General features: G+C 66.6%; 10 protein-coding genes and 1 riboswitch. Of the genes, 7 read left to right on the forward strand and 3 right to left on the reverse strand.

Going from position 1 to position 15,040, the window contains the following annotated elements:
* Positions 1-41: 41 nt before the first annotated feature.
* Complete coding sequence (locus FCE95_RS07830) at positions 42-1,700, reverse strand: alpha/beta hydrolase (RefSeq protein ID WP_137266365.1); 1,659 nt, start codon at positions 1,698-1,700, stop codon at positions 42-44.
* Positions 1,701-1,884: 184 nt separating this feature from the next.
* Positions 1,885-3,741: a TonB-dependent vitamin B12 receptor gene (gene btuB, locus FCE95_RS07835; RefSeq protein WP_137266366.1), complete on the reverse strand. Its 1,857-nt coding sequence runs from the start codon at positions 3,739-3,741 to the stop codon at positions 1,885-1,887.
* A 106-nt stretch (positions 3,742-3,847) separates the two neighbouring features.
* Positions 3,848-4,081, reverse strand: a riboswitch (cobalamin riboswitch).
* A 60-nt stretch (positions 4,082-4,141) separates the two neighbouring features.
* On the opposite strand from btuB, the gene FCE95_RS07840 reads away from it, so the two are divergent.
* The 3 genes from FCE95_RS07840 (at position 4,142) to FCE95_RS07850 (ending at position 7,234) form a co-directional block, all read left to right on the forward strand.
* Positions 4,142-4,792: a YceH family protein gene (locus FCE95_RS07840; protein WP_137266367.1), complete on the forward strand. Its 651-nt coding sequence runs from the start codon at positions 4,142-4,144 to the stop codon at positions 4,790-4,792.
* Between the two features lie 61 nt (positions 4,793-4,853).
* Positions 4,854-6,548, forward strand: coding sequence for a YbaL family putative K(+) efflux transporter (ybaL, locus tag FCE95_RS07845; protein WP_137266368.1), 1,695 nt, complete (start codon positions 4,854-4,856; stop codon positions 6,546-6,548).
* A gap of 158 nt (positions 6,549-6,706) precedes the next feature.
* Positions 6,707-7,234: a Pycsar system effector family protein gene (locus FCE95_RS07850; protein ID WP_137266369.1), complete on the forward strand. Its 528-nt coding sequence runs from the start codon at positions 6,707-6,709 to the stop codon at positions 7,232-7,234.
* 75 nt (positions 7,235-7,309) lie between these two features.
* On the opposite strand, the gene clpB is transcribed toward FCE95_RS07850, so the two are convergent.
* The gene (clpB, locus tag FCE95_RS07855; RefSeq protein ID WP_137266370.1) at positions 7,310-9,895 is read right to left on the reverse strand and encodes an ATP-dependent chaperone ClpB; all 2,586 of its coding nucleotides are present in this window, start codon (positions 9,893-9,895) and stop codon (positions 7,310-7,312) included.
* Positions 9,896-10,074: 179 nt separating this feature from the next.
* On the opposite strand from clpB, the gene FCE95_RS07860 reads away from it, so the two are divergent.
* The 4 genes from FCE95_RS07860 to otsA all read left to right on the forward strand — a co-directional run bounded on the left by FCE95_RS07860 (position 10,075) and on the right by otsA (position 15,023).
* A complete protein-coding gene (locus tag FCE95_RS07860; protein ID WP_137266371.1) occupies positions 10,075-10,869 on the forward strand; it encodes a YidB family protein in 795 nt (264 codons plus the stop codon).
* 247 nt (positions 10,870-11,116) lie between these two features.
* The gene (otsB, locus tag FCE95_RS07865; protein ID WP_137266372.1) at positions 11,117-11,878 is read left to right on the forward strand and encodes a trehalose-phosphatase; all 762 of its coding nucleotides are present in this window, start codon (positions 11,117-11,119) and stop codon (positions 11,876-11,878) included.
* Positions 11,875-13,653, forward strand: a complete 1,779-nt coding sequence (locus tag FCE95_RS07870; protein WP_137266373.1) for a glycoside hydrolase family 15 protein — start codon at positions 11,875-11,877, stop codon at positions 13,651-13,653. Before otsB ends, FCE95_RS07870 begins: the two co-directional genes overlap by 4 nt.
* A complete protein-coding gene (gene otsA / locus FCE95_RS07875; protein WP_137266374.1) occupies positions 13,650-15,023 on the forward strand; it encodes an alpha,alpha-trehalose-phosphate synthase (UDP-forming) in 1,374 nt (457 codons plus the stop codon). Before FCE95_RS07870 ends, otsA begins: the two co-directional genes overlap by 4 nt.
* Positions 15,024-15,040: the final 17 nt, after the last annotated feature.

The raw sequence follows: 15,040 nt of genomic DNA on the forward strand, positions 1-15,040 counted from the left end.
GCAGCGAATCCCCGGGTGCGCTCCGCTTACCCGGGCTACGCTCAACGCTTCACCGGTACCGCATTCGAAGGCGCATTCTCTTTTGCCGGCTTGGGCGCATCCGGCCGCGCCACCGCGTACATCTCCCAAGCGATCTTGCTCGACAGCGCGCGGCGGTCGTCGCCTTCGACGTACAGATCGAAGTGAGTGCGGCCCGGCAGGAAGCGCACGTCGGTCTTGGCGCCCAGCGATTCCAGCGTAGCCTTCAGCTTGCGCGCTGCGCCGTCCAGATAGAACGTGTCGGCGTCGCCGACGATGACGTGGATCTTGCCGTCCAAATCCGGCTTCAGCGCCGGCCATTGCGTGCGCAGCTTGTGCGCGATGTCGTAATGGTCGCGCCAATACGCCGCGACCTGCGGATCGACCTTGCCGGTATCGCGATCGAACAGCGGCACCGGGCGGCCGTCCGCGCCGCGCGGCGAGAACACCCATTCGAACGAAGCCATCTGCCCGCCGTACGGGCCGAGCACGCGTTCGAGCCGGGAGAACTGCTCGAAGCTCGCCTTCACTTCGCCCTTGTCGCGCACCAGCGGCACTGCGCCGCCGTCGGGCTTGCGGTAGACGTTGGCGTCCTTGGCATAGAGGTCGACGCCGGTGAAATCGGTGAAGTCGCTGGGGTCCGGCGAAGTCGACCAAGTGCCGCCGAAAACCTTCGGATACGCCACCTGCAGCCACAGCGTCGCCCAACCGCCGGAGGAATGCCCGGTGAGGAAACGGCCCGAAGGCTGCGCGTCCATCCGATAGCGCTTTTCCAAGTCCGGAATCAGTTCGGTGGTGAGCGCGGCGCCCCAGGGACCGTTGTTGACCGAATCGGCGAATTCGTGCGTGCCGCTGGCGCCGGATTCGTCCAGGAAGACCCAGATCATCGGCGGCATGCGCCCGTCGCGCATGCGCTTGTCGACCGACCCCGCTTCGGCGATCAGATGCTTCAATTTGCCGGTGAACCCGTGGGTGAAGTACACGGTGGGATAACGCTGCTGCGTTTGTTCGGCGTAACCGGGCGGCAACAGCACCCAGCCGCGCATATGCAACGGGCGCCCCCAGAACGCGCTCAGGGCGGGACTGACGAAATCCACGCGCTCGGCGTGCGGCAGCGCCGCCGCCGCGTCGTCCTTCACTTCCTTCGGCGCATCGGCCGGCAGATCCCAGGTCGGCGCGCTTTCGCCCGGCAGTTCGCGCACCAGCGGCAACGGCGCGATCGCACCGCCGCCGAGCTCGACCGTGGCCACGTCGCTGACCCAATCGCCCGCGCCGCGGCCACCGTAGTTGTAATCGCCGTTCACGTCCAAAACGGCCTGCACCGCGTACTCGCCCGGCTTGAGCTTGGAGAACGCCTCGGGGAAGGCGAGCGTCTCGGTGTCGGCGCGCAAGGTTTCGCCCGGCGCCAGATGCGGCACGTCCATCGCCGCGACGCTGACCTGCGAAGGGTCGAAAGGATCGTTGTCGACCTGCTCGATCTTGCCGTCCTTGGCCGCGGCGCGCGCCGCATCCGCCGGCATCGCGAACACCAGCAGGCGCCCGGAAACCGGATGCGCGGCGGAAGCGCTGAGCTGCACGCGCAGGCCGTCGGCTTGCGCCGCATCGTCGCGGCGGCAGCCGGCGAGCAGGAGCAACAGGATCAGGCTTGCGCCGGCGGTGCGTCGGATGAGGTATGCGGCCATGTCTGCGCCTCGGGCGGAAAGGCGCAGTCAAGCACGAAGATCGGCCTCGGGCCAATGACGAGAGTCACAGCCGCTCGATGAAGCAGTAGCCCGGGTGGAGCGAAGCGATACCCGGGGGCGCCATATTTCACGAGATAACGCGTCCCGGGTATCGCTTCGCTCCCCCGGGCTACGGAAGCGCCGGTCAGCGCTTCGGCTGGAACCGCAGGCTCAGGGTGTAGCTGCGGCCCGGCTGGTTGTAATACGCGGCGGTTTCGTATTCGCGATCGAACACGTTGTCTGCGTTCAACTGGATGGTCCAGTCTTCGCTCAGCGCGTAACCGATGCGCAGATCGACCAACGAATAGCCCGGCAAACGCGTGCGGTTGGCGATGTCGTCGTAACGCTGGCCTTCGGCATAGACGCTGCCGCCGACGCGGAACGCGCCGAACGCGCGGTCGACGTCGATCCGGCCGCTCTGGCGCGCGCGCCGCGGCAGGAACTTGTCGCGGTTCGGGCCGCGGCTGTCGTTGCGCGGATCCATCCAGGTCGCGGTGCCGGCCAGCGTCCAGGCGCCGATGCCGAAATCGGCGCTGGCTTCGGCGCCGCGGATGCGCGCGCGGTCCAGGTTGACCGGCAGGAAGGTCAACGCATCGAACGTGATCAGGTCTTCGGCGCGGGTCTGGTACGCGCTGAGCGACCAGTTGCCTTGCGCGTGCGCGCCGCGCAAGCCCAATTCCGCGCTGCGCGAAGTCTCGGGACGCAGGTTCGGATTGGCGAATCCAGGGTAGTACAGATCGTTGAAGGTCGGCGCACGGTAGGCGGTGCCGTAGCTGGCGATCAATTTCAGGTCTTCGGTGAACGCGAATCCGTAACGCAGGCTGCCGGTGGTTTCGCCGCCGAACTGGCTGTCGTCGTCGCGGCGCACGCTGGCTTGCCAGCTCTGCTTGCCGAAATCGCCCTGCCATTGGCCGAACACGGCACGGTTGATCCGCTGCGAGGCATCGAAAGGCGTGCTGCTGTCGACCCGATCCCGCTGCCAATCTAAGCCCAGGCTCAGCAGGCCCGCGTTGCCGGTTGCGATGTCGGCTTGCAGCGAGCCGAGGTCGCGATGGGTATCGAAGCGGCTGGAAAACACGCCGTCGGCGGTGTCGTCGCTCTCGTCGACGCTGCGGCCGACGTTGAGCGTGAAGGACAGATCCTTCGAGGGCGCATAGCGCAAGCGCGCGCCGTTCACCTGCTGCACCACGTCGGCGTGGTTGGCGAAGCCGTCGTAGTCGTTATGGCCTTCCGCACGGAACACGCGCGCTTCCGCGTCCCAGGCTTCGTTGAAGCGGTAGCCGCCCTGCAGCGACAGCGAATTGTTTTCGTAGCCGTCCTTATCCGGTTCGTCGGCGAAGCAGCCGACGAACCGCGGGAAGCCGAAGCCGCGGCAGGCGTCGATGCCGTCGGTGCGCTCGTGCGCGGCGTTGATCGAGTACCAACCGTTGCCCTGTTTGCCGGCGACGCCGGCGCTGGCCCGATGCGTATCGAAACTGCCGAGCGCGACGCTGGCGTGCGGCGTGAACGCGCCTTCGGGCCGGCGGGTGAAGATTTGGATCACGCCGCCGAGCGCTTCCGAACCGTACAGGCTGGAGAACGGGCCGCGCACGATTTCGATGCGCTCGATCTGGTCGACCGGAATGTCCTGGAACGCGGTCAAGCCGGCGCTGGCCGAACCGATGCGCACGCCGTCGACCATCACCAGTATCTGCTGTCCGCCGGCGCCGCGCAGCGATACCGTCGTGATCTTGCCGACGCCGCCGGTGTTGGCGAAAGTCAGGCCGGGCGTGCCGCGCAGCAATTCCGGCAGCGAAGCCGGCTGCAGGCGGTCGATGCGTTCGCGGTCGATCACCGTGATCGACGCGAGCGTGTTGGCCAACGACTGCGGCGTGCGCGTGGCGGTGACGACGATCTGGTCGAGATCGGTGACCGCGGCCGATTCGGCGTTCGCCTGCGCGCAGGCGAACGAAACGGCGACGGCCAACGCGAGACGCGCGGTATAGGGATGACGCAATGGCATGGTGAGCTCCTGGCCGCGCCTGCCCGCGCGGAATGGCTGGGAAGGACAGGCGGCGGAGCGCATGGGTCGCGCCGCGGAGGCGCGATTCCACGACATCGCCCACCGCGTGTCTGGTCTACCGAAGGCCGGTCTCCGGGCTCGCGAGCGAAGACGCGGACGTCTTCGGAACGGCGCCTTCCCATGCGGATGCACAGTGGCTGTTTGCCGTTCCCAGGCCTTGCGGCCGATGCTCGCCTACCGTTGCGGGGGCAGCTCCGGGATTGCCGTCTTGGCGCACCGGATTCCCGTTTCAACCGCTGGCGTACGAACGCGCGCGGTCACCTCAGGCGGGGCGCAGTTTAGCGGCGTTTGCGGCCGCGCGATAGCGGAAATCGGCATATCCGCATAATCTTCCGTACTTATGGACGCCTCGCCGGACTCCCCCGCCGCCCCCGCCCTGCTCAACGCCGTCGAAGCGCGCATCCTCGGCTGCCTGGTGGAGAAGGAAGCCACTACGCCCGATGCGTATCCTCTGACGCTCAACAGCTTGGTGTTGGCCTGCAACCAGAAGACCTCGCGCGATCCGGTCACGAATTTGAATCCGGGCGAGGTCGAGCACGCCCTGCGGCAGATGGAAGTGCGCGGCTTGGTCAAGTCGCAGCATTCGGCGCGCGCCGGCCGCTATGCGCATCGGATGGAAGCCGTGCTCAGCCTGACCCGCCAGCAGACCGCGCTGCTCGCCCTGCTGATGCTGCGCGGGCCGCAGACCTTGCACGAACTGCTCGGCCGCAGCGAACGCTGGGCGAAGTTCGAAGGCGTCGATGACGTGCAGCACGCACTGGAACGCTTGGCCGCACGCGAGCCCGCCTTCGCGATGAAACTGCCGCGCGGCAGCGGCCAGCGCGAAGACCGTTACGGGCATCTGCTCTGCGGTCCGTTGTCCGAAGCGCAGCTCGCGGCCGCGGCGCGGCCCTCCGCTGCCGGCACGGACGAACAGGCGCTGCGCGAGCGCATCGACGCGCTGGAAGCGCGCGTAGCCGCGTTGGAAGCCAAGCTGGACGCCGCTTCCTGACCGGTTTGCGCCGGCCGCCGATGGCGTTCACTATCGGTCCTCGGATATCGATGGAGCGCCAATGCCGCATCACACCTCGCTGATCGCGATCCTCTGCGTCGGCTTCGTGCTGGCTTTCGTGCTGGGCCTGCTGGCGCAGCGTTTGCGGCTGTCGCCGCTGGTCGGCTACCTGGTGGCGGGCATCCTCGCCGGGCCGTTCACGCCCGGCTTCGTCGGCGACCAAACCCTGGCGCCGCAACTGGCCGAGATCGGCGTGATCCTGCTGATGTTCGGCGTCGGCCTGCATTTCTCGCTGCGCGACCTGATGGCGGTGAAGGCGATCGCCTTGCCGGGCGCGGTCATCCAGATCGCGGTCGCCACCGTGCTCGGCTGGGCGCTGGCGCTGTGGTTGGGCTGGTCGCATGGCGCCGGCCTAATGTTCGGGCTCGCGCTGTCGGTCGCGAGTACGGTCGTGCTGCTGCGTGCGTTGGAAGAACGGCGATTGCTCGAGACGGGCAAAGGCCGCATCGCGATCGGCTGGCTGATCGTCGAAGACCTGGCCATGGTGCTGGCGCTGGTGCTGCTGCCCGCCTTGGCCGGATCGCTGGGCGGCGAAGGCGGCGCCGAAGGCAATGTGTGGTGGGCGTTGCTGCTGACGCTGGGCAAAGTCGGTGCCTTCGTCGCGGTGATGCTGCTCGTCGGACGCCGCGTGATCCCGTGGGTACTGGAACGCGTCGCCGGCACCGGCTCGCGCGAACTGTTCACGCTGTGCGTGCTGGCGGTGGCGATGGGAGTGGCCTTCGGCGCTGCCGAACTGTTCGGCGTGTCGTTCGCTTTGGGCGCGTTCTTCGCCGGCATGCTGCTCAACGAATCCGAGTTCAGCCACAAGGCGGCGCAGGACTCGTTGCCGATGCGCGACGCGTTCGCGGTGCTGTTCTTCGTCTCGGTCGGCATGCTGTTCGATCCGCATATCGTGGTCGAGCGGCCGCTGGCGATCCTGGCGACGTTCCTGATCATCGTGTTCGGCAAGTCGGTCGCGGCCTGGGCGATCGTCCGCGCCTTCGGCAAGTCCAATTCGACCGCGCTGACCATTTCGGCGAGCCTGGCGCAGATCGGCGAATTCTCCTTCATCCTCGCCGGCCTCGGACTCTCGCTGAAGATCCTGCCGCAGGAAGGCCACGACCTGATCCTCGCCGGGGCGCTGCTGTCGATCGTGGTCAATCCGTTCCTGTTCACGATGCTCGACCGCCGTCTGGCCGAGGACGGTGAACGCGAAGCGCGGCACGCTCGCGACGCGCTGGCGGCCGACGACCGCATGCATCCTATTCCGGACGACATCGCCAACCACGCCATCGTCGTAGGCTACGGACGCGTCGGCAGCCAGCTGGCCAAGCTGCTGCACGAGCGCCATGTGCCGGTCGTGGTGGTGGAAGACGACGCCGACCTCATAGCGCAGGCGCGCGCCGCGGGCTTCCCGGGCGTGCGTGGCAACGCCGCGTCCGAGCGCGTGATGCTGGAAGCGCGGCCCGAACGCGCCCAGATCGCCGTGTTCGCGATTCCTTACGCTTTGGAAGCCGGCGAAACCATGGCCCGGTTGCGTGCGATCAACCCCGGGCTGACCTTGCTCGCTCGCGCGCATAGCGAGGCCGAAGTGAAGCACCTGCTCGAACACGGCGCCGACGGTGCGGTGCTGGCCGAACGAGAACTGGCGTATTCGCTGGCGGAGATGGTGATGGCTACCCCGCCCTACCGCTCCGCCCGCCCCGACGTCCCGTAGAGTCGAGCTTGCTCGACCGCTTTTTTGAGTCGATCGCGGAACTGCGCCGATAACCGGTGCGAAAGGCAGTCGAGCAAGCTCGACTCTACGGTTCGTCGCCTAGCGGTTGCGCCGGCATCGGCTTTGACGCAGGCTTCGCCGATCCATGGGGACCGATCATGGCCGAACCGACCGCCCACGCCGAACCGCTCGACTTCGCCACCCGCTACGACCTGCTCAAATCGGTCGTCGCCCGCTACGACAGCTACTACAACCTGGCCGCGGTGAAGGCTTCGCTGCTGCTGACCAGCAACGCGATCTTCCTGGCGCCGTCGCTGGGCGAGAAAAGCCCGTGGTTGAAGTTCGCCGGCAACGCGGCCGCGATCCGCGGGCTGGTCTCCGCTTCGATGCTGCTGTCGCTGCTTTCGATGATCGCCGCGGCCTTGGTGATCGCTTCGTGGCTGTCGCGCAGCCGCGCCATGGTCGACCATCATTCGATCGTCTTCAGCGAGAGCGTGGCGCGGCAGTCGCCCGACGAATACGCCGGATCGGTGAGCGCGACCACGCAAACCGCTTTGATCGACGATATGGCGCGGCTCGCACAGTTGATGGCGTCGAACCTGGCTTCGAAGTTCCGCTACATCAACCTGTCCCTGGCCGGCCTCGTCGCCGCCGTCGTCTGCGCCTGCATCGCTTTGCTCCTGTAGAGTCGAGCCTGCTCGACCGCTTTCGCTCTTGCCCCGAAGAGCAGTCGAGCAGGCTCGACTCTACGAAAAGCGAGCTCAGCCCTTGGCGAAGGCCAACTGCCCGCCCTCGGCGCCGACCCGCACCGTATCGCCGTTGCCGAACTCGCCGGCGAGTATTTTCTGCGCCAGCGGATTCTCCAACTGCTGCTGGATCGCCCGCTTCAACGGCCGCGCGCCGTACACCGGATCGAAGCCGACGTTGCCGAGCAGTTCCAACGCCTTGTCGGCGATCTCCAGTCGGATCCCGCGTTCGGCCAAACGCTTTTCCAGTCCGCGCAGCTGGATCCTGGCGATCTGCTTGATCTGCGCCTTGTCCAGCGGATGGAACACGACGATGTCGTCCAGCCGGTTGATGAATTCCGGGCGGAAGTGCGCCTGCACCACGCCCATCACCGCGGCCTTCATCTGGGTGTAGCTTTCCGGCGTGCCGTCCGCGGCCATCTCTTGGATCATCTGCGAGCCCAAGTTCGAGGTCATCACGATCACGGTGTTGCGGAAATCCACGGTGCGGCCTTGGCCGTCGGTCAGGCGGCCGTCGTCGAGCACCTGCAGCAGGATGTTGAACACGTCCGGATGCGCCTTCTCGACCTCGTCCAGCAGGATCACGCTGTACGGACGCCGCCGCACCGCTTCGGTCAGGTAGCCGCCCTCTTCATAGCCGACATAGCCTGGAGGCGCGCCGACCAGGCGGCTGACCGAATGCTTCTCCATGAATTCGCTCATGTCGATGCGCACCATCGCATCGGACGAGTCGAACAGGAATTCGGCCAGGGCCTTGCACAGTTCGGTCTTGCCGACGCCGGTCGGCCCCAAGAACAGGAACGAGCCGCTCGGGCGATTGGGGTCGCTCAGGCCCGCGCGCGAACGACGCACCGCATCGGACACGACTTTGATCGCTTCGTCCTGACCGACCACGCGCGCGTGCAGCGCGTCTTCCATCTTCAGGAGTTTCTCGCGCTCGCCTTCCAGCATCTTCGACACCGGGATGCCGGTCCAGCGCGAGACGACCTCGGCGATCTCTTCCGCGGTGACGCGGTCCTGCAGCAGCTTGAAGCCCTTGCTTTCGGCTTCCTGCGCCGCCTTCAGCTGCTTTTCCAGTTCCGGCAACTGGCCGTACTGGATTTCGCTCATCCGCGCGTAGTCCTGGCGGCGCTGCGCGGCCTCCAGTTCGAGCCGCGCGGCTTCGATTTGCTCCTTGATCTTGGTCGCGCCTTGCAGCGTGGCCTTCTCGGCCTTCCACACTTCTTCCAAATCGTTGTATTCGCGCTGCAGCCTCTCGATTTCCTCTTCCAGATCCGCCAAGCGCTTCTTGCTCTCGGCGTCCTTCTCCTTCTTCAGCGCTTCGCGCTGGATCTTGAGCTGGATCAGGCGGCGTTCCTTGCGGTCGAGCTCTTCGGGCTTGGAATCGATCTCCATGCGGATCCGCGACGCCGCTTCGTCCATCAGGTCGATGGCCTTGTCGGGCAACTGGCGGTCGGCGATGTAGCGATGCGACAGCGTGGCCGCGGCGACGATGGCCGGATCGGTGATCTCCACACCGTGATGCACGGCGTAGCGCTCCTTCAGCCCGCGCAGGATCGCGATCGTGTCCTCGACGCTCGGCTCGCCGACGAACACCTTCTGGAAGCGGCGCTCCAATGCGGCGTCCTTTTCGACGTATTTGCGGTATTCGTCCAGCGTGGTCGCGCCGATGCAGTGCAGTTCGCCGCGCGCCAGCGCCGGCTTGAGCATGTTGCCGGCGTCCATCGCGCCCTCGGCCTTGCCGGCGCCGACCATGGTGTGTAGCTCGTCGATGAACAGGATGATCTGGCCTTCGTTCTTGGCCAGATCGTTGAGCACGGCTTTCAAGCGCTCTTCGAATTCGCCGCGGTATTTGGCGCCGGCGATCAGCGCGCCCATGTCCAGCGACAGCACGCGCTTGTGGCGCAGGCCTTCGGGCACTTCTCCGTTGACGATGCGCTGGGCCAGGCCTTCGACGATGGCGGTCTTGCCGACGCCGGGTTCGCCGATCAGCACGGGGTTGTTCTTGGTGCGCCGCTGCAGCACTTGGATGGTGCGGCGGATTTCCTCGTCGCGGCCGACGACCGGGTCTAACTTGCCGGATTCGGCGCGCGCGGTCAGGTCGATGGTGTATTTCTCCAGCGCCTGGCGCTGGTCTTCGGCGTTTTCGCTCTGCACGGTTTCCCCTCCCCGCATCTTCTCGATCGCGGCCTCTATCTTGCGCTTGTCGGCGCCGGCGGCCTTCAGGGCACGACCCACGTCGCCGCCGTCGTCCACCGCAGCCAATACGAACCACTCGCTGGCGATGTAGGCGTCGCCGCGCTGCTGCGCGGATTTGTCGGCGACGTTCAGCAGTCGCGCCAAATCGTTGCCCAACGAAACGTTGCCGGCTTGGCCGGACACTTTAGGCAGGCGGTCGAGAATCTCGCCCAACCGTTCGCGCAGCGCGGGCACGTTGACGCCCGCCTGGGCGAGCAGCGGGCGCGTGCTGCCGCCTTGCTGGTCGATCAAGGCGGTCAGCAGGTGCACGGGTTCGATCAGATTGTTGTCGCGGCCGACCGCGAGCGATTGCGCGTCGGCGAGCGCTTGCTGGAAGCGCGAGGTGAGTTTGTCCATCCGCATCGGGACAGCTCCGGGATCTGGGCTAGGGGCGCATAGCGCCGAAGCCATTCATTTGGGAGTCAGCACCGGATTGTTCAAGGGGGCGCATGCGGCCCCCGTGAAGCCGCGATCATGGCGAGTTAAGGTTTCGCGGCACCCCGGCCGTTAGCATCCGGGCGGTCCCCGCCTGGAGAAATCCGATGTTCGACGTCTTGGTGCTCGAATTGTCCGAACGCTACGGCCTGGGGGACCGCAGCCGCGATCTGTTCGGCTTGTTGATGGGCTATATCTACAACGACCGCCGCGGCGGCTTCGGCGGTTTCGCCGAGAGTTTCCGCCAACAGGGGCAAGCCGAACTGTTCGCCTCCTGGCTCGGCGGCGATCCGCGCCGGCAGCGCGCCGCCAACGCCAGCGACATCGGGATGGTGTTCGGCCAAGGCTTGCTGGCCGATTGGGGCAATCGCATCGGCGCCAGCCGCGCCACCGTGGCGGCGGCGATCGCGGGCGTGTTGCCGCGCTTGATCGGAGAGCTGACGCCGGGCGGGCGCATGCCCGAGGCTTTCGGCGCGACGGCGGCCCCTGCGATCGCTGCGCGGCGAGACGAGGGCGAAGACGAAAATGCCGCGCCTGCGGCGTCTCGCTTCGAGAACGCATCGCCCGCCGCGCCCATGGCCGCTCCTGCGCGCGCGCCGGAAACGTCGCTGCGGCGCCACGACCGGCCGGACCGCATAGACGACGAGATCGAACCGATCGATCCGCACGTGGCCGCGATCAACGCGGCGGTATCGGCATCCGCGTCGGCCGAACCGAAAATTTCCGATGTGCCGCTGCGCGATTTCGAGTTCCGCAGGCAAACGCCCGAACGCGGTTCGCGCGGGTGGCTGTGGTTGCTGATCCTGCTGGCGATCGGCGCGGGCGTGTACTATTTCGGCCGGGATTACTTGCCGCTCGACGGCATCCAATGGCCGTCGTCCGCGGCGTCGGCCGATTCGTGATGCGTCGCGCTTTGTAGAGCGGGCTTGCTCCGCTGCTTTGCTTCTATCCTTGTGTAGAGCGGAGCTTACTCCGCTGCTTTCGGCCCGAAGAGCGAGAGATCAAGAGCAGCGGAGCAAGCTCCGCTCTACACAAGCAAAAACGCGTCACCCGATCGACGCGCAGGCGGAGCAGGCCCGAAGCGGTGCGGAGCCTGTGTTTCGACGCGTGAACCCGGCGCTAACGCGGCATTGTCCACAATAGGCGCCGATGTCCGCCGCTCCAACCACGCAACGGCAGCGTCCACCTTCGCCCGCAGACGACTGGGCCTTGTTCCTCGACGTGGACGGCTGCCTGCTCGATTTCTCCGACACGCCCGACGGTGTCGTCGTGCCGCCCGGCTTGCCGGCGCGGCTCGATGCGTTGGCGCAACGCCTCGACGGCGCGCTGGCCTTGGTCAGCGGGCGCACGCTCGCCGGCTTGGATCGATTGTTCGCGCCTTTGCATCTGCCGGCAGCGGGATTGCACGGCCTGGAGCGCCGGCACGACGGCGTGCAAATCGCATCGCCCGCGGCGCCGGTGGCTTTGGCGGATATCCGCGAGCAAGCCTCGCGGTTCGCCGAGCGCCATCCCGGCGCGGTGATCGAAGACAAAGGCGCGGCGATCGCGTTGCATTGGCGCATGGCGCCGCAAGCGGCGACGGAACTGTCGACCTTCGCCGCGCAAGCGCTCGATCGCCTGCCCGGTTATCGCTTGCAATACGGCCATCAAGTGGTCGAGCTGCGCCCGGCGAGCGCGGACAAGGGCGATGCGATCGCCGCCTTCCTCGATGAAGCGCCGTTCCGCGGGCGCTTGCCGGTGTTCGCCGGCGACGATCTCACCGACGAGCACGGCTTCGAAGTCGTCAATGCGCGCGGCGGCGTCAGTGTGCTGGTCGGCGCGCGCGAGCCGAGCGTCGCGCGCTGGCAGCTGGACGGCGTGTCCGCGGTGCGCGAATGGCTCGGGCTGCAACACGAAGAGGCGAAACGATGAGCGAAGCGACGCTGGATTTGGGTTTGGTGGGCAACGGCAGTTTCGCCGCCTTGCTCGACAAGCGCGGCCGCGTGGTTTGGGGCTGCCTGCCGGCTTTCGACGGCGATCCGACCTTCTGCGCCCTGCTCTCGCCCAAGCGCGAGGGCGGCGATTACGCGATCGAATTGGAGGATTTCGCCGAATCCGAACAGCACTACCTGCCCAACACCGCAGTGCTGCGGACCATTCTGCGCGACGGCCGCGGCAATGCGGTGGAGATCACCGACTTCGCGCCGCGCTGGCATCGCCACGGCCGCTTCTACCGGCCGGTAATGCTGGTGCGCCGGGTGCGGCCGCTGCTCGGCCACCCGCGCATCCGCATCCGCTTGCGCCCGCTGGCCGACTACGGCGCTTCGCAGCCGGAAACGACTTGGGGCAGCAACCACATCCGCTACCTCGTGCCCGGCTTCACCCTGCGCCTGACCAGCGACGTGCCGGTGCGTTTGCTGCGCGACGAACTGCCGTTCGCATTGGATAGCGAATTGCATCTCGTGCTGGGGCCCGACGAAACCCTGACCCAATCGGTGTCCGCCTTCGCCCGTTCGGCCGAAGAATTGACGATCGCTTATTGGCGCAACTGGGTGCGCTATCTGTCGATTCCGCTGGAATGGCAGGAAGCCGTGATCCGCAGCGCGATCACTTTGAAGCTGTGCCAGTACGAAGACACCGGCGCGATCGTCGCGGCGATGACGACCTCGATCCCGGAAGCCCCGCACACGCCGCGCAATTGGGATTACCGCTATTGCTGGCTGCGCGACGCGGCCTTCGTGGTGCGCGCGTTGAACCGGCTCGGCGCCACGCGCACCATGGAAGATTATCTGCGCTACGTGTTCAACATCGCCACGTCCGACGGCGTGCTGCAGCCGCTGTACGGCATCGGCTTCGAAACCCAACTCGCCGAGGAAGAAGTGGACAGCCTCGCCGGCTACCGCGGCATGGGTCCGGTGCGGCGCGGCAATCTGGCCTGGGTGCAGAAGCAGCACGACGTCTACGGCAGCGTGGTATTGGCGTCGGCGCAGTTGTTCTTCGACCGGCGCTTGGAAAATCCGGGCGACCTATCCACCTTCCAGCGGCTCGAGCCGCTCGGCGAACGCGCGCTCGCGCTCCACGATCAACCCGATGCCGGCTTGTGGGAATTCCGCGGCCGCGCCCATGTGCACACTTATTCCAGCGTTATGTGCTGGGCCGCCTGCGACCGCTTGGCCAAAATCGCCGTGCAGTTGGGACTGGACGAGCGCGCGAAATATTGGCGCGGACATGCCGACGATATCCACGAACGCATCGTCGCCCACGCCTACGACGCCGAACGCGGCCATTTCGTCGAATCGTTGGACGGGCACCGGCTCGACGCCAGTCTTTTGCTGCTGGCCGACATCGGCTTCGTCAAGCCCGACGATCCGCGTTTCGTCGCGACCGTCGAGGCCATCGGCGAGCAGCTGAAACGCGGCGACGCGCTGTTCCGCTACATCGCCCCGGACGATTTCGGCGATCCGGAAACCAGCTTCACGATCTGCACCTTCTGGTACATCGACGCGCTGGCGGCGATCGGACGCAAGGACGAAGCGCGGCGCATGTTCGAGCGGCTGCTTTCGCGCCGCAACCATTTGGGCCTGCTATCCGAGGATCTGGCCTTCGACGACGGCGAGGCTTGGGGCAATTTCCCGCAGACGTATTCGCATGTCGGCCTGATCATCGCGGCGATGCGGCTCTCCAGGCCTTGGCAGGATGCGGCATGAGCCGACTGGTCGTCGTCTCCAATCGCGTCGCGCTGCCGGGCAGCGATCAGGCCGGCGGCCTGGCCGTGGCGCTCAACGCGGCGCTGCAGGAGACCGGCGGCCTGTGGTTCGGCTGGAGCGGACGCATCGTGCGCGGCGCGTCCGGCGAGCTGCACGAACAGCGCGAAGGCGACATCGCCTATCTCACCGTCGATCTCTCGAAAGACGATTTCGACGGCTACTACAACGGCTTCGCCAACCGCACGCTGTGGCCGTTGCTGCATTTCAGGCCCGATCTGGTCGACTACAACCGCGAAACGCAGGCCGCCTACCGCCGCGTCAACGCGCTGTTCGCGGAGAAACTCGCCTCGGAATTGCGTCCGGACGACATCGTGTGGGTGCACGACTACCACCTGATGCCGCTCGCGCAGGAATTGCGCAAGCGCGGCGTCAAATCGCGGCTCGGATTCTTCCTGCACGTACCCCTGCCGTCGGCGGATCTGATCGCCGCATTGCCGAACCATCAACTGCCTTTCGGCGCATTGACCGCTTACGATCTGCTGGGTTTTCAGACCCAGCGCGACCTGGAGCGTTTCCAGGATTACCTGCGCCTGTACGCCGGCGGCAAGGTGCTGCGACAGGGGGTTCTGCAGGATCGGGACGGGCGCCAATTCCACGCCGGCGTATTTCCGATCGGCATCGATACGCCGGTGATCGCCGAACTGGCCGCGGACGCGGTGCGCAAATCCGGCGTGCGGCGGCTGAAGTCCAGTTTGGCCGGGCGCGCGCTCGCGATCGGCGTCGACCGGCTCGATTACTCCAAAGGCATACCCGAACGCTTCCGCGCTTTCGCGCGCTTTCTCGAACGCCATCCGGATCAGCGCGGCAAACTGACTTTTCTGCAGATCGCGCCGGTTTCGCGCGGCGGGGTGAACGAATACCGCGCCCTGCGCCGCGAATTGGAGCAACTCGCCGGCCACATCAACGGCGGCTTGGCCGAACCGGATTGGACGCCGGTGCGCTACGTCAACCGCAATTATCCGCACGCCACGCTGACCGGTTTCTACCGGATGGCGCGGATCGCGCTGGTGACGCCGCTGCGCGACGGCATGAACCTGGTGGCCAAGGAATTCGTCGCGGCGCAGGACCCGGAGGATCCCGGCGTGCTGATCCTATCCAGCTTCGCCGGCGCCGCGCGCGAACTGGACGGCGCCATGCAGGTGAACCCTTACGATCTGGACGGCGTGGCCGATACGATCTCCGAGGCCTTGGAAATGCCGCTGGACGAACGCCAACGGCGCTGGCGGCCGATGATGGAGCGCGTGTCGCGCTACGACATCCACGCCTGGCGGCGGGATTTCCTGGCGGCGCTGGCGGCCACGCCGCGTTGAACGCCCGGCAAGATCCT

This window comes from Luteimonas gilva (genome assembly GCF_005239095.1).
In the GTDB taxonomy this organism is placed as follows: Bacteria; Pseudomonadota; Gammaproteobacteria; order Xanthomonadales; family Xanthomonadaceae; genus Luteimonas_C; species Luteimonas_C gilva.

Excerpts from the sequence above, each read along its gene's own strand:
- FCE95_RS07830 (WP_137266365.1), bottom strand. The coding sequence starts at position 1,700 with ATGGCCGCATACCTCATCCGACGCACCGCCGGCGCAAGCCTGATCCTG.
- btuB (WP_137266366.1), bottom strand. The coding sequence starts at position 3,741 with ATGCCATTGCGTCATCCCTATACCGCGCGTCTCGCGTTGGCCGTCGCC.
- FCE95_RS07840 (WP_137266367.1), top strand. The coding sequence starts at position 4,142 with ATGGACGCCTCGCCGGACTCCCCCGCCGCCCCCGCCCTGCTCAACGCC.
- ybaL (WP_137266368.1), top strand. The coding sequence starts at position 4,854 with ATGCCGCATCACACCTCGCTGATCGCGATCCTCTGCGTCGGCTTCGTG.
- FCE95_RS07850 (WP_137266369.1), top strand. The coding sequence starts at position 6,707 with ATGGCCGAACCGACCGCCCACGCCGAACCGCTCGACTTCGCCACCCGC.
- clpB (WP_137266370.1), bottom strand. The coding sequence starts at position 9,895 with ATGCGGATGGACAAACTCACCTCGCGCTTCCAGCAAGCGCTCGCCGAC.
- FCE95_RS07860 (WP_137266371.1), top strand. The coding sequence starts at position 10,075 with ATGTTCGACGTCTTGGTGCTCGAATTGTCCGAACGCTACGGCCTGGGG.
- otsB (WP_137266372.1), top strand. The coding sequence starts at position 11,117 with ATGTCCGCCGCTCCAACCACGCAACGGCAGCGTCCACCTTCGCCCGCA.
- FCE95_RS07870 (WP_137266373.1), top strand. The coding sequence starts at position 11,875 with ATGAGCGAAGCGACGCTGGATTTGGGTTTGGTGGGCAACGGCAGTTTC.
- otsA (WP_137266374.1), top strand. The coding sequence starts at position 13,650 with ATGAGCCGACTGGTCGTCGTCTCCAATCGCGTCGCGCTGCCGGGCAGC.